The organism is Glaciimonas immobilis, assembly GCF_011947285.1.
GTDB lineage: Bacteria > Pseudomonadota > Gammaproteobacteria > Burkholderiales > Burkholderiaceae_D > Glaciimonas > Glaciimonas immobilis.
Window position 1 is genome coordinate 360,040 of the sequence record NZ_JAAOZT010000012.1, and the last position, 20,473, is coordinate 380,512.

Annotated in this window: 15 protein-coding genes and 1 other RNA gene; 7 read left to right on the top strand and 9 right to left on the bottom strand. The window is 51.9% G+C overall.

The genetic code is table 11. The features are described from left to right. Positions 1-23 precede the first annotated feature (23 nt). The gene (gene kdsA, locus HAV38_RS18710; RefSeq protein WP_168056889.1) at positions 24-878 is read right to left on the bottom strand and encodes a 3-deoxy-8-phosphooctulonate synthase; all 855 of its coding nucleotides are present in this window, start codon (positions 876-878) and stop codon (positions 24-26) included. Between the two features lie 9 nt (positions 879-887). Beyond that, entirely contained in the window at positions 888-2,546 is a 1,659-nt protein-coding gene (locus tag HAV38_RS18715; protein WP_168056890.1) for a CTP synthase, read from the bottom strand. Between the two features lie 353 nt (positions 2,547-2,899). On the opposite strand from HAV38_RS18715, the gene HAV38_RS18720 reads away from it, so the two are divergent. The 6 genes from HAV38_RS18720 (at position 2,900) to HAV38_RS18745 (ending at position 13,010) form a co-directional block, all read left to right on the top strand. Beyond that, the gene (locus HAV38_RS18720) at positions 2,900-4,315 is read left to right on the top strand and encodes an MFS transporter (RefSeq protein WP_168056891.1); all 1,416 of its coding nucleotides are present in this window, start codon (positions 2,900-2,902) and stop codon (positions 4,313-4,315) included. 479 nt (positions 4,316-4,794) lie between these two features. Then, the gene (locus tag HAV38_RS18725) at positions 4,795-6,198 is read left to right on the top strand and encodes an efflux transporter outer membrane subunit (protein ID WP_168056964.1); all 1,404 of its coding nucleotides are present in this window, start codon (positions 4,795-4,797) and stop codon (positions 6,196-6,198) included. Positions 6,199-6,341: 143 nt separating this feature from the next. After that, positions 6,342-7,598 (top strand): efflux RND transporter periplasmic adaptor subunit, encoded by a 1,257-nt coding sequence (locus HAV38_RS18730; RefSeq protein ID WP_168056892.1) that lies wholly within the window; start codon positions 6,342-6,344, stop codon positions 7,596-7,598. Beyond that, a complete protein-coding gene (locus HAV38_RS18735) occupies positions 7,595-10,756 on the top strand; it encodes an efflux RND transporter permease subunit (RefSeq protein ID WP_168056893.1) in 3,162 nt (1,053 codons plus the stop codon). Before HAV38_RS18730 ends, HAV38_RS18735 begins: the two co-directional genes overlap by 4 nt. 170 nt (positions 10,757-10,926) lie before the next feature. Next, on the top strand, positions 10,927-11,619 hold the full coding sequence (locus tag HAV38_RS18740) for a heavy metal response regulator transcription factor (RefSeq protein WP_168056894.1): 693 nt from the start codon (positions 10,927-10,929) through the stop codon (positions 11,617-11,619). Beyond that, positions 11,616-13,010: a heavy metal sensor histidine kinase gene (locus HAV38_RS18745; RefSeq protein ID WP_168056895.1), complete on the top strand. Its 1,395-nt coding sequence runs from the start codon at positions 11,616-11,618 to the stop codon at positions 13,008-13,010. Before HAV38_RS18740 ends, HAV38_RS18745 begins: the two co-directional genes overlap by 4 nt. A gap of 273 nt (positions 13,011-13,283) precedes the next feature. On the opposite strand, the gene ffs is transcribed toward HAV38_RS18745, so the two are convergent. Together ffs and ubiD are read right to left on the bottom strand one after the other, a co-directional pair. Further along, positions 13,284-13,382, bottom strand: an RNA gene (gene ffs / locus HAV38_RS18750) — signal recognition particle sRNA small type. A gap of 103 nt (positions 13,383-13,485) precedes the next feature. Continuing rightward, on the bottom strand, positions 13,486-14,970 hold the full coding sequence (gene ubiD / locus HAV38_RS18755; RefSeq protein ID WP_168056896.1) for a 4-hydroxy-3-polyprenylbenzoate decarboxylase: 1,485 nt from the start codon (positions 14,968-14,970) through the stop codon (positions 13,486-13,488). Between the two features lie 537 nt (positions 14,971-15,507). Here ubiD and HAV38_RS18760 point away from each other — a divergent pair. After that, entirely contained in the window at positions 15,508-16,596 is a 1,089-nt protein-coding gene (locus tag HAV38_RS18760) for a lytic transglycosylase domain-containing protein (RefSeq protein WP_245182444.1), read from the top strand. A 369-nt stretch (positions 16,597-16,965) separates the two neighbouring features. Here HAV38_RS18760 and HAV38_RS18765 read toward each other — a convergent pair whose 3' ends face one another. From HAV38_RS18765 to HAV38_RS18785, 5 genes are all read right to left on the bottom strand, one after another. Continuing rightward, positions 16,966-17,295: a type II toxin-antitoxin system RelE/ParE family toxin gene (locus HAV38_RS18765; protein ID WP_168056898.1), complete on the bottom strand. Its 330-nt coding sequence runs from the start codon at positions 17,293-17,295 to the stop codon at positions 16,966-16,968. Continuing rightward, complete coding sequence (locus HAV38_RS18770) at positions 17,295-17,531, bottom strand: type II toxin-antitoxin system ParD family antitoxin (protein WP_168056899.1); 237 nt, start codon at positions 17,529-17,531, stop codon at positions 17,295-17,297. The genes HAV38_RS18765 and HAV38_RS18770 overlap by 1 nt, the downstream gene beginning before the upstream one ends. Positions 17,532-17,722: 191 nt before the next feature. Further along, the gene (locus tag HAV38_RS18775; protein ID WP_168056900.1) at positions 17,723-18,463 is read right to left on the bottom strand and encodes an ABC transporter ATP-binding protein; all 741 of its coding nucleotides are present in this window, start codon (positions 18,461-18,463) and stop codon (positions 17,723-17,725) included. Next, entirely contained in the window at positions 18,463-19,233 is a 771-nt protein-coding gene (locus tag HAV38_RS18780) for an ABC transporter ATP-binding protein (RefSeq protein ID WP_168056901.1), read from the bottom strand. Before HAV38_RS18780 ends, HAV38_RS18775 begins: the two co-directional genes overlap by 1 nt. A 9-nt stretch (positions 19,234-19,242) precedes the next feature. Beyond that, entirely contained in the window at positions 19,243-20,457 is a 1,215-nt protein-coding gene (locus HAV38_RS18785) for an ABC transporter permease subunit (protein ID WP_168056902.1), read from the bottom strand. Positions 20,458-20,473: the final 16 nt, after the last annotated feature.

Sequence of the window (20,473 nt, forward strand, 5' to 3'; positions counted from 1 at the left end):
AAATGATAGCGCGCATATCAGGTTTAAGCGAAATGGGTTTCTAAAAAACCATTCCTTTTTACAACGCGGTCTAGCTCGATCATTGTTGCCAGCAACTCTTTCATCCGCGACAATGGCACGGCGTTAGGGCCGTCCGACATCGCCATTGCTGGATTAGGGTGCGTTTCCATAAATACACCCGATATGCCAACGGCGATCGCGGCACGCGCTAATACTGGGACAAACTCGCGTTGACCACCTGAAGTACTACCTTGCCCACCCGGCAACTGTACTGAGTGGGTGGCGTCAAATACAACGGGGCATCCAGTCTCGCGCATGATCGCCAGCGAGCGCATGTCCGAGACCAGATTGTTGTAACCAAACGACGCGCCACGCTCACAGGCCATAAAATTATCTTCTGGCAAACCCGCCTCGCGCGCTGCTGCACGGGCTTTATCAATCACGTTGGTCATATCGTGCGGGGCCAAAAACTGACCTTTTTTGATATTAACCGGTTTGCCGGACTGGGCACACGCGCTAATAAAATCGGTTTGACGACATAAAAACGCTGGCGTCTGCAATACGTCTACGACAGAAGCGACCGGTTTAATTTCATCAATCTCGTGAATATCTGTAAGCACCGGCACACCGATTTGTTTCTTTACGTCGGCCAGAATTTCCAGGCCTTTTTCCATGCCGAGGCCGCGGAACGAAGTGCCGGAAGAACGGTTGGCCTTGTCGAATGACGACTTGTAAATAAAGTTGATGCCCAGCGCACTGGTGATTTCTTTTAACTGACCAGCAGTGTCGAGCGCCATCTGACGAGACTCAATCACACAAGGACCAGCGATCAAAAAAAACGGATGATCCAGACCAATATCGAAGCCGCAGAGTTTCATGTTCTTTCCTTATGCCTTAGGATTTTTTGCAAGAGCTTGTTGATGTGCTAATGCAGCCGAAATGAACGAGATAAACAATGGATGTCCATCCCGTGGCGTGGACTTGAACTCTGGATGATATTGCACGCCGACGTACCACGGGTGTGCATGCTCTCCGGTCCGTGGCAACTCCATCACTTCGCACAAATCTTCGTTAGGTGTACGCGCCGACACCACCAAACCGGCGGCTTCAATGCGATCCAGATAATGATTGTTTGCCTCATAGCGGTGGCGATGACGCTCGGTAACGGTGGAACCGTAGATTTCAGAGGCTAGCGTATCCGGTTTAATCTCGCAAGTCTGCGCGCCCAGACGCATGGTGCCGCCCAAATCGGAATTCACGTCCCGGGTTTCGACTTTGCCGTCATGATTTTGCCATTCGTTGATAAGCGCAACCACGGGTTGTTCGGTTTGTTCATCGAACTCAGTGGAATTTGCCAACGGCAAACCGGCTACATTACGCGCATATTCAAGCAACGCGACCTGCATACCCAGACAGATGCCAAGGTAAGGTATTTTATTTTCACGCGCAAAACGGGCAGCCAGAATCTTGCCTTCAACGCCACGTTTACCAAATCCGCCAGGAACCAGAATAGCATCGTACTTTATCAGCGAACCGGCACCATTGGCTTCGATTTCTTCTGAGTCCAGATATGCGATATTGACGCGGGATTCTGTATGAATACCGGCGTGACGCAATGCTTCAGTCAATGATTTATATGACTCAGTCAAGTCGACGTATTTGCCGACCATGCCGATGGTCAGTTCATGCTTAGGATTTTCAAGGGCGCTGACAAGGTTGGTCCACATTGTCAAATCGGCTGGCTTTGGCGACAAACCAAGTTTTTCGCAGATGATCGCGTCCAAACCTTGGTCGTGCAGCATCTGTGGGATCTTGTAGATGGTATCTACGTCCCACACTGAAATCACGGCAGCGCTTTCAACATTAGAAAACAGTGAAATTTTGGCGCGTTCTTCGTCAGGTATCGGACGATCCGCACGACACAATAGCGCGTCTGGCAAGATGCCTATTTCACGCAATTTTTGTACGCTGTGCTGGGTTGGCTTGGTTTTAAGTTCGCCTGCCGATGGCAGGTATGGCACCAGTGTTAAATGTACAAAAGCCGCAGCCTTACGCCCAGCACGCAAACTCAGTTGACGGGATGCTTCAAGAAACGGCAATGATTCAATATCTCCAACGGTTCCGCCGATTTCTACCAGAGCGACGTCAAATCCTTGTGCGCCACGGTAAATGTAATCCTGAATTTCGTTGGTGATATGTGGAATCACCTGCACAGTTTTGCCGAGGTATTCACCACGACGCTCTTTACGTATTACGGCTTCGTATACTTGACCGGTTGTAAAGTTATTGACTTTTTTCATGCGCGTTGTAATAAAACGCTCATAGTGGCCGAGATCGAGGTCAGTTTCCGCGCCATCGTCGGTGACAAATACTTCACCGTGCTGAAGCGGACTCATGGTACCTGGATCAACGTTGATATACGGATCAAGCTTAATGAGGGTGACTTTTAGGCCGCGCGATTCAAGGATCGCGGCGAGGGAAGCGGCGGCAATCCCTTTACCTAGGGAAGACACGACGCCGCCAGTAACAAATACAAACTTGGTCATTGCGGAAGGTGCCGAACGGCACATGCGGGAAATTCGAATTATACCTCAATCGGGGGCAACTTTTATTGAAAAAAGTGCAGGAATGTTGGCATTAGTGGCGTTTCCACCTTGACCATACCTTGACCATATATCACAAACCGGAATTCTCCTAAGTAAAAATAAACAAGAGAATCGACAACGCCGTTGCCGAAACCGATTAAAGCAGTGATCGGCAAGAAACGGTGACACATGTGATAATTCGGCACTGCCGCACAACCATTCATCGCTATCAACCTGGACATCTCCGTGTTTTTATTTTTAGTGCAGCGCCATCAGGACCAAGGCCGTTCGATCAATCGTCAGTGCTATTCAGTATGAGCAGACTTTTTACCGATCTGGAAGGCGACGACGGTATTTCAGGTGCTCAAAGACGTGTAGCTATCATCGTTATGGTAATGGGCACCGGCATGACGGTGCTCGATGGTTCGATCGTCAATGTCGCTCTCCCCATCATCGCACGTGATTTACACGTCATTCCCTCCGCAGCGGTGTGGATTGCCAATGCCTATATTTTGGCTGGTGCAATGACCATGGTCGCCTTTGCCTCGCTGGGCGACGTGATTGGATTTCGGCGCCTGTACATGGGCGGCATTATGTTATTTACGCTCAGCTCGCTGGGGTGCGCATTGTCCCAGTCATCGGAGTCGCTCAACATAATGCGCTTCATTCAGGGGATAGGTGCAGCAGCGGCCATGAGCATCGGGCCTGCGCTGTATCGGAATATCTTCCCAACGCGCTTGCTCGGATCGGCACTAGGTATCAATGCGATGGTCGTAGCATCCTCATTAGCGGCAGGCCCGGCTATCGGCGGTGCGATGCTATCGGTCTTGAACTGGCCGTGGCTATTTGCCGTCAACGTTCCAATCGGCATTGTCACCTTGGTCCTCGCGCGGCGCGTGTTACCGTCCGATCGCGGTCGCGGTGGGAAATTTGACATCGCCGGTGCGCTTTTATCGGCAGTGGCGCTGGCCACGATTGTGCTGGCAGTTGATGGATTGTCGCGGCATGACAGTGCAGGCAACGAAGTCGCTCTGCTGGCGGTAGCGATTGTCGCAGTGGTACTGTTTATCTATCGGCAAAAGCGTGCTGCCGCACCGCTATTACCGCTTGACATATTTTCTTCCATCCGTTTCTCGATGGCAGTCGCCACCTCACTTTGCTCATTTGTCGGGCAAGGTATCGCGTTCATAGCGCTGCCGTTTCTGTTTCAGGGCGCTTATGGATTTAGCCCCTTGATGTCGGCTGCGCTGTTTACCCCATGGCCTGTGGCGATTGTGATCGTCGCCCCCATCGCAGGCCGAATGGCGGATCGCTATCCTGCGGCCCTGCTGTCAACTTACGGTTTAGCCTTATATACCGTAGGCTTAGTTTTACTTGCTTGCCTTGGCACACACCCATCGATTATCGACATTTTATGGCGGGCCTTCATCTGCGGTCTGGGCTTCGGTTTTTTCCAAAGTCCAAACAACCGCGAAATGATGAGCAACGCACCAAGGTCACGCAGCGGCACCGCCTCCGGAATACTGGCAATCGCCCGCACCTTTGGGCAATCGCTGGGCGCGGCAATGGTCGCTATCGCGCTGACTGCGGCTAGCAGTCGCTTTGGTACGGGAGCGGAAAATACCGCTTTAATCGATGCCAGCGCGGTACATTTGTCGTTATGGATCGCCGCCACGGCAACCCTGCTGGCGACTACGATTAGTGCTTTGCGTATTCGGCATGGCAAATAAATAAATAAAGACTTGGTAGTCCGGACATGACCCAATCCTAAACTTTAGCGGTGGAGCATTGCATTACTAACTCTATGCAATTAGCCTGCATCCACACAAGTGCTTTGGCGTATCTGCGCAAAAGCGATTTACCCCCTCCCCTTTTAGCTGCCGCATCGATTTGATACCAAACTGACAAATTTGTCATATTCATGACAGCCTGTCGTTCCTCGCTCCCCCTTACATTAGCGGTGTAAGCATGCCGTCCGGTAGCCACGCGCATTGCCGCACGGCATTTTTTCCAATAGCTAAACCGCTCAGTGCAGCCCATGATCTCGACCAAATTTATTCCTCATCATCGCGCATGCTTTGCGTCCCCAATCAATGCTTCGATCTCCTTGATCGGACCGCGTACTGCGCCGACTACAACCATATTCCTTAATGGGTGCAAGCGCGCGCTTTCTCCTACGGGTCTCGCGACCGGATTGGCTGCGATTGCCATGCTGCTGGGCGGATGCGCCGCCGGACCGGATTATGTGCGTCCGCCATTGGATACCCCGAGCGCGTATAAAGAAAACATCGCATGGAAAACGGCGACGCCGCAGCAGATTGATCCCCACCATAGCTGGTGGGAAATTTATGGCGACAGCACACTTAATACGCTTATGACCGAGGCCAATCGGGCCAACCAGAATATTAGTCAGGCCGAGGCGCAATATCGGCAGTCACGCGCTGTCGCTGATCTTGCGCGGGCAGGTTTTTGGCCGACCGCAAGTGTCGGTGTCGGCGTTGGTCGTGCCCGCATTGTTTCTAGTGGCATACCAGCCCTCGGCAATAACTACTCGGCCTCGCTCAATGCCAGTTGGGAGCCGGACCTCTGGGGCGGCGTTCGTCGTGTGGTGGAATCGGGCGAGGCTGGTACGCAGGCTAGCGCAGCTGATCTTGCTGCGGCACGACTCAGCATCCAGACTACGCTGGCGCAAGACTATTTGCAGCTGCGCACTACCGATCAGCTGAAGGATCTGTATGCGCGTACTGATGCCACGTTTGCACGCTCGCTTGCACTGATCCAACACCAGTATGACGCAGGTGTGGCGTTACGCTCGGACGTTGCGCAAGCCGAGACCCAACTAAGAACGGCGCAGGCACAGGCGATCGATCTGGATGCACAGCGTAATCAACTCGAACACGCGATCGCCATTTTGCTCGGCAAGGCACCGGCTGAATTTACGCTGACGGCCGTGCCGTCCGCATCCATGTCGCCGCTGGTAGCACCTTTACCGCTGATCCCGCCAGGCCTGCCATCGGACTTACTGGAACGGCGTCCTGATATCGCGGCCGCAGAACGCCGCGCTGCGCTGGCGAACGCCAACATCGGTGTTGCCAGAGCGGCCTACTTCCCGGCCCTGATGCTGGGTGCAGGCGGCGCGTTCAATTCGGCCAGTCTTGCGCAATGGTTTAATACCCCGGGCCGCGTATGGTCGCTTGGCGCTTCATTGGCGCAAACTATTTTTGATGGCGGATTGCGGCGTGCGCGCAGCGCTCAGGCTATTGCAGCGTACGACATCGCGGTCGCACAATACAAACAGACGGTATTGAGTGGCTTTCAGGATGTTGAGGATAATCTTTCGACCTTGCATGTTCTTGATCAGGAAGGGTCGGTGCAGGATCAGGCCGTCGTCGCCTCAGAGCTGTCGGCGCGACTTGCATTGCTGCAATATCGCGCTGGAACGACCACCTTCCTGAGTGTCGCAACCGCACAAACACTGGCGTTATCAAATGCCCGCACCGCAGTACAAATACGCGGTCGTCAACTGGTGGCTAGCGTGGGGCTGATAAAAGCTATCGGCGGTGGCTGGGATGCCAGCGCGCTAAAAAAAGAGCCACTAAAAAAGAGCCGCTAATACAAGGTGCGCAAAATCATGATGCAAGTGGCGAGGCCGCGATCAAACCAGTCAAGTCGGCTACTCCGGCGGCAAATACGGACGCAGCGCAAGCCTTGCACGCCCAACCCAGTAATAACACCAATTAATTTATGAGTGACCCTATGTCGACACCATTTTTCAAGCGCCGCTCAACGCATATCATTGGCACCGTACTCATCCTCCTGGTTGCTGTCGGAGCCTGGAAAGGAAAGCACAAGGCAAGCACCGCCGCCGTCACCCAAACTCCGCCAATTGAGGCCTCCGTTGCATTGGTGAAACAACAGGATGTTCCGATCTATCTGACCGGCGTTGGGACAGTAACAGCCAATGCCAATGTCACCGTGAGAACCCGGATCGACGGCCAGCTCGATAAGGTAGCATTTATCGAAGGACAGGACGTTAAAGCGGGACAGTTACTTGCGCAGATTGACGCGCGCGCATTGCAAGCGCAACTAGAGCAGGCACAAGCCCAAAAATCCAAAGATCAGGCGCAATTGAGCAATGCCAGACTGGATCTGCAGCGTTACACCGTATTACGCGAACAAGATGCGGCAACCCAGCAAACGCTCGACACGCAAAAAGCGCTAGTTGGTCAACTGGGCGCTGCGTTAAAAACCGATGATGCGCAAATCAGCTACGCTAAAGTGCAACTGGGCTACACCACGATTAATGCGCCGATCAGCGGTCGGGTTGGTGCGCGCCTGATAGATGCAGGCAATATAGTGCACGCCGCAGACGCCACTGGCCTGGTCGTGATTAACCAGATTGACCCGATCACCACGGTGTTTACATTGCCGGAGGATAACTTTCAGATCATCAACAAGTCGTTACAGGGAAGTCATCCGCCGCTCAAGGTTGCGGCTTTTGACCGAAATAATAATCAGCCCCTTTCCAGTGGGCATCTGACGCTGTTGAACAATCAAATCGACACTACTTCAGGCACCGTGCAATTAAAGGCGACGTTTGAAAACCCGACCCATGTGTTATGGCCGGGGCAATACGTTAATGTACGTCTCTACCTTGCTGATCTGTCGCAGGCACTTACCGTTCCAGCGGCGGCAGTCCAGCGCGGTCAGGACGGTACTTACGTGTATGTCGTCGGTGCCGACAATAGCGTTAAACCCCAAGCCGTGCACGTGGTCCAGATTCAGGATGGTACCGCCGTCATCGACAAAGGCGTCGTCGCCGGCGAAAAAGTAGTCACCGATGGGCAATATAAGCTTAAACCTGGTGACAAGATTGTGGAAACCGATCCATCTACAGCGGCTACGGCAAAGCCTGCCGCGCCCGCAACCACCCCTGCTACTGCCGCTTCCACCGCTACTACCCCTACTACCCCTACTCCAACTACTCCAACTACTAAGGGAGCAGCGAATTGAGTATCTCCGCTGCCTTTATCAAGCGCCCCATCGGCACCACTCTGCTGGCTATCGCCATCATGCTGGTTGGCGTTGCGGTGTGGCCCTTGCTGCCGGTCGCTCCGTTGCCGCAGGTCGACTTCCCGACGATTCAAGTGTCCGCCAGTCTGCCCGGTGCCAATCCGGAGACCATGGCATCGAATGTAGCGCAACCGCTGGAACGCCAGTTTTCGTTGATCGCAGGATTGTCGCAGATGACCTCAACCAGTGCGCTTGGCTCATCCCAAATCACATTGCAATTTGATTTAAATCGCAATATTGACGCCGCCGCGCTTGACGTTCAGGCCGCGATTAATGCTTCCAGCGGCCAACTCCCGGCTAACTTGCCGAACCCGCCGACGTTCCGCAAAATCAACCCGGCGGACTCACCAATTCTGGTGATGGCGGTGCAATCTTCAACGTTACCGCTAATCGAAGTGAACGACTTCGCCGATAATATTCTCGCGCAGCAAATTTCGCAGATTACGGGCGTCGGTCTGGTTAATATTGGCGGTGCTCAAAAGCCCGCCATCCGGATTCAGGTTGACCCCACCAAACTGTCGGCACTGGGGATGAACCTGGAAGACATACGCGGTGTTATTGCCAGCACTACCGTAAATCAACCCAAGGGAACAATTGATGGTGACAGACAAAGTTTTACGGTCTACACCAATGATCAATTATTAAAAGCGAAACCATGGAACGACATGGTACTGGCATATAAAAATGGTGCGCCCATTCGCGTTAGCGATATTGGCATCGCCATTGACGCACCCGAAAACATGAAAGTGGCAGGATGGGCCTTCGCCGGTGCCGCCGCACCTGCCGATAGTACCGTCATCAATGGCCGCTCAATCGTACTGGCGATCACCAAGCAACCGGGTGCTAATGTCATTGAAACCGTCAACCGCATCAAGGCTGCGTTACCGCGTCTGCAGGCTGCCATCCCGCCGTCGGTGCGTGTGAATACGCTGATTGATCGCACGCAGACCATCCGTGCCTCGGTATTGGATGTTGAACTGACGCTGATGCTGACGATTGCTTTGGTGGTGATGGTAATTTTTATGTTCTTGCGGAATATTCCCGCAACCTTAATCCCCAGCGTCACTGTACCGCTGGCGCTGATGGGCACCGCCGCCGTGATGTATCTGGTCGGCTTCAGTCTGGATAATTTATCGCTGATGGCACTTACCATTGCAGTGGGATTTGTCGTGGATGACGCGATTGTGATGCTGGAGAACATTTACCGCTACGTCGAAGAAGGCATGACGCCGATGGAGGCTGCCTATAAAGGCGCGGCCGAAATCAGCTTTACTATTATCTCAATATCGGTATCACTGGTTGCGGTGTTTATTCCGCTGCTGCTGATGGGCGGCATTGTTGGTCGCCTGTTCCGCGAATTTGCGGTAACCGTCACGTTGACCATCGTTATATCGGTCATCATTTCGCTCACGTTGACGCCGATGTTGTGCTCACGATTTTTGCGTAATCACCACGACGAAAAGCACGGGCGACTCGCGTTGATGTTTGAACGTGGATTCGATGCCATGCTGAATAGCTACAAGCGCGGTTTGCACGTTGTTATGCGTCATCAATTCGTCACGCTGTGTGTCTTTATTTGCACCTTGATCGCTACCGTGGTGCTGTTCATGATCATACCAAAAGGTTTTTTTCCGCAGCAAGACACCGGCTTCATTTTTGGCTTTGCCGAATCCGCTCAGGATGCATCGTTTGCCTCCATGAATACCAGAATGCTAAAACTGGCCGATGTCATTCGCAAAGATCCCGACGTCACCGGTTTCGGTATGAGCGGCGGGCAGGCGACCTTTAATACTGGCAATTTCTTTATCAGCCTGAAACCAAAAGACGAGGGCCGCTCAGCCAGCGCCGACGAGATCATCACGCGCTTGCGACCGCAACTGGCGCAAGTTCAGGGCGTTAATTTGTTCCTGCAAGCAGGACAGGATATTAATGTTGGAGGACGATTATCGCGTACGCAGTATCAATACACGATCACTGATTCTTCGCTCTCGGAACTGGATGTATGGGCACCCCGACTGTTAGCACGTTTCCGTCAGTTACCGACATTGACGGACGTCGCCTCCGATCAACAAAATGCAGCGGCGACCGCGACGTTGACCATCGATCGCGCCCGCGCATCGAGCTTCGGCATTTCACCCGCGCTGATCGACGCCACCATTTATGACGCCATTGGTCAGCGTCAGGTTGCGCAATATTTTACGCAAGTCAACAGCTATCACGTTGTACTGGAAGTGACCCCATCACTTCAGACCGATCCAGCATTGTTTGACAAGCTTTATATGACCTCGCCATTGACAGGTCGGCAGGTACCGCTATCGAGCTTCATTAAGGTCGATACCACCAAGACTGGCTATCTGTCGATCAGCCATCAAAGTCAGTTCCCGGCGGTAACGATCTCGTTCAATCTGGCACCGGGCGCGTCGCTGGGTGATGCTGTCACAGCGATTCAGAAAGCGCAGGAGGAAATGGGCGTTCCGCATACCTTGACCGGTGCATTTCAGGGCGCGGCAAAAGCGTTCGGCGACTCGTTGTCATCGCAACCGTATTTGATCGCTGCGGCGCTGGTGACCGTGTATATTGTGCTCGGCTTGCTATATGAGAGTTACATCCATCCGTTAACTATTTTATCTACGCTGCCCTCCGCCGGGGTCGGCGCGCTGTTGATCCTGATGCTGGGAGGCTATGATCTGAGTGTGATTGCGCTGATCGGCATCATATTATTGATCGGAATTGTGAAGAAGAATGGCATCATGATGGTGGACTTTGCGCTCACTGCCGAGCGCGACAAAGGCATGTCACCCGAAGATGCCATTTTTCAAGCGTGCCTGCTGCGTTTCCGCCCGATCATGATGACGACAATGTGCGCATTATTAAGCGGCTTGCCCCTGATGCTGGGTCATGGCGCAGGTTCCGAACTGCGCCGCCCTTTGGGCTACGCGATGGTCGGCGGTTTGATTTTGTCGCAGATACTGACACTATTTACCACGCCGGTTATCTATCTCTACCTGGATCGGGCGCACTTTTGGTATGAGCACCGTAAAGCGGGGCGTAAAGCACGTAAGGCCGCAGCAAAAAGCGCAACGCCTGTACTTGAGTAAATTCGTTGCCAGGCGTTACTGGATAGCTGCAGCAGGTAGCGCGATTAGTAACTTTTGGAGGAAAATGAAAATGTTGTCAACCACGGTGGGCCTGTTGAAGCTGCGCATCGCCGAATATTCTGTACTGCTTTATTAATAAGATAATTGATGTACCGGAGACTGGTTCAAGTATGAAAATCCTCATAGTCGAAGATGAGTTGAAAACCGCTGATTACCTCTACAAAGGACTGACTGAACAAGGCTGCACCGTTGACCTTGCGCATAACGGTATCGACGGCCAGCATCTGGCATTACAACATGATTACGATGTCATCGTACTGGATGTAATGCTGCCCGGGATTGATGGATTCTCGGTATTGCGCGCGCTTCGTACAGTGAAGCATACACCAGTCATCATGCTGACCGCGCGCGATCACGTGGAGGATCGCATCAAGGGTTTGCATGACGGTGCGGATGACTATCTGATCAAACCATTTTCGTTTCTTGAGCTTTTGGCGCGTCTGCAAGCGTTGGCGCGCCGTGGTAGAACGCAGGAACCGATTCAGTTGCGCATCGGTGACTTGCATATTGATTTGCTTAGTCGGAAGGCTTATCGGGGCGAAGGCGGTACGCGGATTGACTTGACGGCTAAAGAGTTTTCATTGCTGGTTGTGCTGGCGCGGCGGCAAGGAGATATTCTGTCTAAGACTGCGATTGCGGAACTGGTCTGGGACATGAATTTTGACAGCAATACCAATGTCGTCGAAGTGGCCATAAAGCGCCTTCGGAGTAAACTGGATATGCCGTTCAGCCCAAAATTGCTCCACACCATCCGCGGGATGGGTTATGTGCTGGAGTTGAGGAAGGATGAAAAGACCGAATGAAGCGCTCTATTACAGTTCGTCTGGTGACGATGTTTGCCGCTGCCGCATTACTAACTTTTTCGCTCATCGGAGCCTCTCTCTACAGCGTCGTTAGCAGCGAATTACAACGACATCAGCAGGAAGAATTACACACGATATTCCAGGACATGCAGTACATGATCGACCATAACGGCACCGTTGAGCGCTGGCCGAGGGTGCAGGCAAAGCTAGACACCCTGACGCCCACCGATGGCAGTCGCCGATACTGGATTTTAAGCGACGATACCCGTTTTCAGTTTGGTAAAGGGCTTGCTGAAATCGATAGTCTGCAACGCGACCGCGATGGGCTGGGCACGATGCAACTCCGCAAGCGTGAGTACCCGCTATTGACGATGACTAAAACCATCAGCGCCTTTGAGCAACGACCGCCAGTTCGCCTGATTGTGGGCATTGATTCAGAGCCGTATTATCACACCCTGCATGCCTTTGTGATCGCACTGATTAGTTTGTCCCTCGCTGGCGTTGCGCTGGTAATGCTACTGGGATACTGGATCGCGAAAGTCAGTTTGCGACCACTAAAACAACTCTCCAATGAGGCGCAAATCCTGAGTCCTAAAGCGCTCTCTCAGCGCTTGCAAGTGGCCCGTCTGCCGGACGAACTATCTGATCTCGCAACGACTTTTAACGGCGCATTAGACCGCATTGAAAACGCTTACACCCAACTGGAAGGTTTCAATGCCGACGTCGCGCACGAGTTGCGCACCCCGTTAGCCAACTTAATTGGCGAGACGCAGGTAGCGCTATCGCGCGAGCGCAGTGCTGTGGAATTTCAAGAAGTCTTGCAATCAAATCTGGAGGACCTGGAGCGCGTCCGATCCATCATTAACGACATGCTTTTTCTGGCACGCGCCGATCAGGGAACGCACGCGACCGGCTTGATTGTCGCCTCGATTGCGCTGCAAGTCAGCAAGACGGTGGAGTTTTTTGAGTTCATTCTGGATGACTCTGATATGCGCGTTAGCATTGTTGGCGATGTCACTGTCGAAGCGCCAATCGAAACCGCATTGTTCCGACGCGCGATGAGCAATCTGTTACAAAATGCGATTCAGCACTCAAGCGCAGACGCGCAAATTATCATCAATATAACGCAAGAAACCGACCAGATTAAAGTCGCCGTTTCGAACCCCGGCGATCCGATTCATGACAGCCATTTAAACCGCTTATTTGACCGTTTCTACCGGGTCGATGCAGCCCGACATGATCGGGGCGAACAGCATGGTTTTGGACTGGGCCTGGCGATTGTAAGAGCGGTCGCTAATATGCATGGCGGAAGCGTGTTTTCTAGCTCCGTGGATGGCATGACCACGATCGGATTTAGCGTACGCACGGCGGCTGCTACTATTTTGCTCTAAACGGTGAATGTAACGCTCAGGCCATTGCAGGAGCAAAATCCATTGCGATGCTTGATGCGTGTAACACTTTTGTACCGAACATTTGTATCGGTAGGATAGTCGTTAGCGCTATTTTATTTTTGGAAAGGTCAGAGTATGCCGGCAGCGCTTATGGCTACCGCGGTAACGCAATTTTAAGAATCAGGCAAACCTGAAATTTCCATTAGATGCGTTCGAATGAATGCGCAATAACGATGTGCAAAAAAAGACGGGGAAGGTAGATATTAAAAATAAAGAGGCGAGCCTTGTCTGCGGCACTTGCGGGAAATAGCTGTGGCTGCTTCGTTCCCGACCTGACCAGATTCACCATGCCACAATGCGCAGGGGCCCGCCAAGCCGAATTGTACCGCATCATCGCGAATTGGTCTCTTTTTTTCGCGGTGGTGCGGTCAATTTCCTAAAAAATTAACGGATTGCAACCAATCGCCGAACCATCTTATAAACCCAACTCCTGCCAAATTTGATCAACACGGGCCTTCACTTCTTTTGTCATCGAGATTGTTGTACCCCATTCCCGTGTCGTTTCGCCTGGCCACTTATTGGTAGCATCAATTCCCATCTTGCTTCCCAAGCCGCTTACTGGCGACGCAAAATCCAGATAATCGATCGGCGTGTTGTCGACCAATGTAGTATCACGCAGCGGGTCAACCCGGGTCGTGATGGCCCAGATGACTTCGTTCCAGTCACGGATATTAACGTCCTCATCCACTACGACGATAAACTTGGTATACATAAATTGTCGTAAAAAACTCCAGACCCCAAACATCACCCGCTTCGCATGACCGGCGTAGGCTTTTTTGATCTGCACTACTGCCATACGATAGCTGCAACCCTCGGGCGGCAAATAGAAATCAATAATCTCTGAGAACTGCTTTTGTAACAAGGGGATGAACACCTCATTGAGCGCCACGCCGAGTACTGCTGGCTCATCCGGCGGTTTGCCCGTATAAGTCGAGTGATAAATCGGCGACGGACGCATGGTGATACGATCAATCGTAAATACCGGGAAGTAATCCTGCTCGTTGTAATAACCGGTATGGTCGCCAAACGGTCCTTCCAGAGCCATCTCATACCCTGAGGGGTGATTGGGATCCGGATTGATATGACCTTCGAGCACGATTTCAGCAGATGCAGGCACCCTTAATTCGCTGCCGATTGCCTTCACCAACTCCGTCCGACTACCACGCAATAATCCGGCGAACTGGTATTCCGACAAATTATCCGGCACCGGTGTCACCGCGCCCAATATCGTAGCGGGATCTGCGCCTAGCGCAACCGCGACCGGGTAAGGTTTGCCGCCGGTCGCAATTGCGTGCTCGCGGAAATCCAGTGCGCCGCCACGATGCGCCAGCCAGCGCATGATAACTTTATTGCGCGAGAGTACCTGTTGTCGATAGATGCCCAGATTCTGGCGTTTCTTATGCGGACCTTTGGTGATCACCAGGCCCCATGTAATGAGTGGTGCGACGTCCCCCGGCCAGCAATGCTGGATTGGCAACTTCGCCAAGTCTACATCGCTTCCCTCCCATACAATCTCCTGGCACGGTGCGGAGCGTCGCTCTTTCGGTGCCATATCCCACAGCGATTTTACCAGCGATCCTAACCCCAGCAAGTCCTTGAAATCCTTTGGTGGTTCAGGTTCCTTTAAGCGTGCTAACACGTGACCGATGCGACGCAACTCGCTTACATTCTCGACCCCCATCCCCAATGCAACGCGCCGTGGGGTGCCGAATAAATTACCCAGCACTGGAATGGAATGCCCGACCGGATTTTCAAATAGTAATGCGGGGCCGGAAGTGCGAAGCGTCCGGTCGCATATTTCGGTCATTTCTAGCACCGGAGAAACGGGCGCGGCAACGCGCTTGAGTTCACCAATGCGCTCTAACTTGTCAATAAAATCACGTAAATCTGTATATTTCATGTATTTTGATTGTTTCTATTTGTGAAGCCTACAATTTAAGCACTTAAGCCAAGCATCTGATTTTATTGACTTTTATCCGTTTCAACCCCACTTCATTAGATTTAAAAGTAATAGAATTAGACTTTAATAGTGTTGACTTGATATAAACCGCCCCATACAATGCGCGGCAAGTCTAGCTGAAGTCAGGACTGGCGAACATGCCATTTTGGACTATTTTTAAAGCTTTTAACTCATACGGGATCGGGGTCCCAAATGTCATTTTAACGAATGATATTTTAAGGATTGTTTCAAAAGGCGTCAGCCTTTCCCCGAAAAATTGTTTGCAACTGGTCGGCACATTTAACCGAATGTGACTATTCCTAACCGCCAGTCGACTGCAAACAAGACGACGTTTCGCGCCATATAGTTGTAGGAGCCTGTTTTAGGCTCTAGGAAGCGCCAAGCGATATTGATACGTTGCAATGCAGGATTAAGCCGCTGTTTGGCTAGTGCCCCTTTTAGGCCTCTGCATGCACGGAACGATACAGGAGGTTCAATTTGTTAGCACGCTCAATAAAAGTAGGAACTACCAGGGTCAGAGTCGGCCCTCATCAGACACCGTTAGACGCACTGAAACAAATTGGTAGCCAGTCTGCCAGTCTGACGTCAAATGCATATACCACTGCACGTACTACCGTAAGTAATATTGTTGGCAACACCAGCATCGCAGGAATGGCAGTAATAATAATTTCTCTTCTTTCCGTTACCGGCATCACGGCGTTAGTCGCAAAGCCAGAGCTAACCAAAGAACTTAATGGGATGGCCGAACTTGCGATATTTGCGCCGGACACCACAGCACTATCTCCGTCAGCTTTAGCTAAAGCTGAGCAGACCGATCTGGCGGGTATGGAAGCCCGCACCAATAACAACCTGTCTGCTATCGCGGAAACTCTGGCACATCATGCACCAAGGCCTATACAAACGGCCGTTGTAACTAAGCGGATCGTAAAAGCTTCAGACGCACATCAACAACTGTGGGTTACCAACTGGCTATCAAAGCGTTATCGCGTAGCAAGTGATGTTACCAATCTGTTTGTTAGTACTGCCTTCAAAGCTGCTAAAGAAACCAAACTTGATCCACTGCTCATCCTTGCTGTCATGGCGATTGAGTCTGGTTTGAATCCTTTTGCCGAAAGCCCGGTCGGTGCACAGGGCCTGATGCAGGTCATGTCAAAAGTTCATCAAGAAAAATTTGAGGACTTTGGCGGCCTCAAAGCAGCCCTTAATCCAACCGCCAATATCAAGGTCGGTTCGCTCATCCTGAAGGATTACGTGAGCCAGGGTGGATCCGTCGAAGCTGGTCTGAAGCGTTATGTAGGCGCGGCGGCCTTTGCTACCGATGGCGGATATGGAAACCGTGTACTTGCCGAGTATCGTCGTCTTCAGGATGTTGCTACGGGTAAGAACGTGTCGTCCAACGGTGGTATGGCGCCTTCATTTGCGCCTAAACAACGTGTAATTCCTTTAGCTACCAAGGCACCGAGCATCACACCTGACACCGACACGTTACCAGCCGAAGCAGCGGCAGACGTCAAAGCGTTCAAGCAACGGCAAGCGGATGCGGCCGAGCAACTGGCAACTATTTGATCTGCAACGGTGGTGAGTCGTTGGTAGTGTGCTAACTTCACCGTGGCTCGATCCGCTATCGTACATAGGAAATGGTAATAACCCTTTGATATGCGTAAAGGTAGCGGAGATTTCAGTTAGCGTTCCACACCCTGCCCTCACTCCGTCACCAATGCCTGCTAAGCAATTCGCGGGCATTGGCTTAGCTTGGCAGATTTTTGGTGTCTCGGGTTACTTTCTGGTGTGTTGCTTGCGGTCGATCATTCAGATATCGCATGCTGCACAGGCGCTGGTTGGCGCTGACAATACCAAAAAACATAACTACACTCGACGATGTCCACCCCGCATCGAATCCAATGGATTATGCCAAGGCCGGCCTTCAGCGCTTCATTAATGACCTTCTCCCAGCAGCCATGCAGGAATATCTCTCTGGGCATGCAGAACACGCCAGACGTCTATATGGCCGTCTCTCTCGATATAGAACAGCAAATAGGGGAATCGCTTGCATGCCCAAGACCGCAAGCCCGGCAGATCGAGTTCATGCGCATACCGAGGCGAGCCACCATCGGGATGGCGTTGAATATGCACGATAGCCTCCTCAAAAGCATCTAGAAACGCCAACGCTAAACGATGCTCGCTCTGATCAACATAAAACGCGATTGCTTTTTGGATATCCTGATCAGCGAGCAGGCGGCGTATGACGGGCTTATTACCCGGCATTAAGGCGCTTGGGATTTAATCATCCGGCGCAGGCCGTCGAAATAAGCGGCATCAAATTGACCAAGGGGCTCAGAGCGCGCCCCATCCAGTAGTAACCGTCGCAAAGACTTGCCATTTTGATCCTTGCGTATCAGTTCACGTATATATTCGCTGGATGTGCCATAACCGCCCTGTGACACCTCAGTATCAACAAAAGCCTTCAGCGCCTCGGGTAAAGAAATATTCATCGTAGTCATTGATGAATACTAATAGACTTGGCAAAATTTGGCAAGATAACGATTTATGCTCAGGCATGACCCTATTAACGGGCAGTAGTAGGAAGTTATTAAAAAACGGATCACCAATTGCAGCGTAAAAAAGGAGCCCTAGGCTCCTTTTTTACTAGCCTAACATTCAAAACTGACCATCAGCTCCGAGAAGCGCTGACCTAGCCCTCACCCAGATACGCCGCCTGAACCTTAGGATCGTTCAACATATCCTTAGCATTGCCGCTCATGGTCACCAAACCAGAATCCATAACGTAGCCGCGATGTGCAGCCTCCAACGCCAGCTTCGCATTCTGCTCAACCAGCAGAATAGTGATACCTTGCGCCGACACGTTGCGGATGACTTCAAAAATCTTCTCGACCATGATTGGGGATAATCCCATGGAAGGCTCGTCGAGTAACAGCAACGTCGGATGACTCATTAACGCCCGTGCCATTGCCAGCATCTGTTGCTCGCCACCGGACAAGGTGCCGGCCATCTGCGCCGAACGCTCTTTCAAGCGCGGAAATACACTGAACCATTTATCGATATCCGCAGCAATGGCTGCCTTATCGTCGCGGATATAAGCGCCCATCAGCAGATTTTCATGAATGCTCATGCGTGTAAATACACCGCGGCCTTCAGGGACCATGGCCAGGTTTTTCTTCACTAGGTCAAACGAGTGATTTCCCTTGATCGCCGATCCCAGATAATGCAGTGAACCTTCGACCTTACAATTTGGCAGCGTACCGGTAATTGCCTTAAGTGTCGTCGTTTTACCGGCACCATTAGCGCCGATCAACGTGACTAGCTCACCTTTATTGACCTCAAGATCAATGCCTTTGACAGCTTTGATACCGCCGTATGCGACTTTCAGGCCTTCAACGCGCAGGATATTGCCAGCCTTTGTATTGTCAACCATTAGTGACCACCTCCTAAGTAAGCTTCAATCACGGCCGGGTTCTTCTGGATATCCGCCGGCAAGCCTTCAGCAATCGGCTTACCGTAATCCAGTACTGTCATGCGGTCGCATAGCCCCATCATCAATTTGACGTCGTGTTCGATCAGCAAAATGGTTTTTCCTTCGTTCTTGATTTTAACCAGCAACTCACGCAAGCCGAGTTTTTCGGTCGCATTCATACCGGCGGCGGGTTCGTCCAACGCCAGCAGTTGTGGCTCGGTCGCTAAGGCACGCGCTATCTCAAGGCGACGCTGATCGCCATACGACAGATGACGCGAAGTGCGATCCGCAAAGCGGGATATGCCAACAAAATCCAGCAACGCCATTGAACGCGCGCGGATACCTGCCTCCTCGCGTTTAGCCGCAGGATGCCGGAATACTGCCCCAAAGACGCCTTGATGGCTACGGACGTGGCAACCGACCATGACGTTTTCGAGCGCGGTCATTTCGCCGAACAAACGGATGTTTTGAAACGTGCGCGCAATCCCTGCCTTCGCCACTTCGTGCGGCGCAGAGGGAGAATACGGCTTACCGGATAACTCAAACGATCCGGTGTCAGGCTGATACAACCCGGTGATCACATTAAATAAAGTCGTCTTGCCCGCACCGTTAGGACCGATCAGGCCGTAAATCTGGCCTTTCGCAATCTTGATGCTAACTTCAGATAAAGCTTGCAGGCCGCCAAAGCGCTTATTAACGCCGGAGATATTGAGAATAATTTGTTCGCTCATGATATCTCCTTAAGCGGCCACGACGTCGACTGACTTCGCAGGTGAATCGACATCGGAATCAGGCCGGTCTTCATGCTTAGGCGCAGGCCACAAACCGGATGGACGTGTCAACATGATCACGACCATTGCCAGACCGTATAACAATTGGCGCAACACTTCTGCGTCAATCAAGACCTTACCAAAAATAGCCATCTGCACCGGTTCTACCGTATGCCGCAGCACTTCCGGCAACGCCGATAACAAAACTGCACCCAGCACCACGCCCGGAATATGCCCCATGCCGCCCAACACCACCATCGCCAATACCGCGATTGACTCTGTCAACGAGAACGACTCGGGCGATACAAAACCTTGAAACGAGGCAAACATCGCCCCGGCAACACCGGCAAACGAAGCACCCATTGCAAACGCCAGCAATTTGACGTTACGGGTATTAATACCCATCGCCTTGGCAGCAATTTCATCTTCGCGAATAGCCACCCACGCACGTCCAAGCCGCGAGTGTTGCAGCCGCACCGTAATAAAAATAATCGCTACGCACAAAAATAAGAATAGAAAGTAATAGGCGTTGACCGAAGGCATACCGAACCCGCCAAAATAAACCGTCGCATTCGACCCACGTGCGCCGGCAAGCGACACACCAAAAATATGAATCGGGTCAATCAGGTTAATCCCTTGCGGACCGTTGGTAATATTTACCGGTGCATTCAGATTGTTCATAAAAATTCGGATGATTTCACCAAAGCCGAGCGTGACGATCGCCAAATAGTCACCGCGCAACTTTAAGGTCGGCGCACCGAGGATCGCACCAAATAAACCGGCCAGCGCAGCGCCCAGTGGAACAATCACCCACAGCGATAAATGGATACCATGCTGGACGATTTCTGGTCCACAAACCATTACAAGAAAATTTCCCACCGCAGGGTAAGTATTGACGAACGATTCCAGTACCGACGCAAATTGCGGCGATGCGAGAAGGCCGGTCATGTAAGCGCCAATCGCATAAAACGCGATGTAACCTAAATCGAGCAGACCGGCAAAACCGACCACGATGTTCAGTCCTAGCGCCAGCATGATGTACAGCAGCGCAAAGTCCATAATCCGGACCCATGAATTACCGTACATGGCGGCGACAAATGGGAATGCCACCAGAAAAATCGCCAGGATGGCCAGACTGCCATAAGCTTTCGCTGGATTTTTTTGCGTATCGAAATAATTAGCCATAATGTTCTCCAGTCCC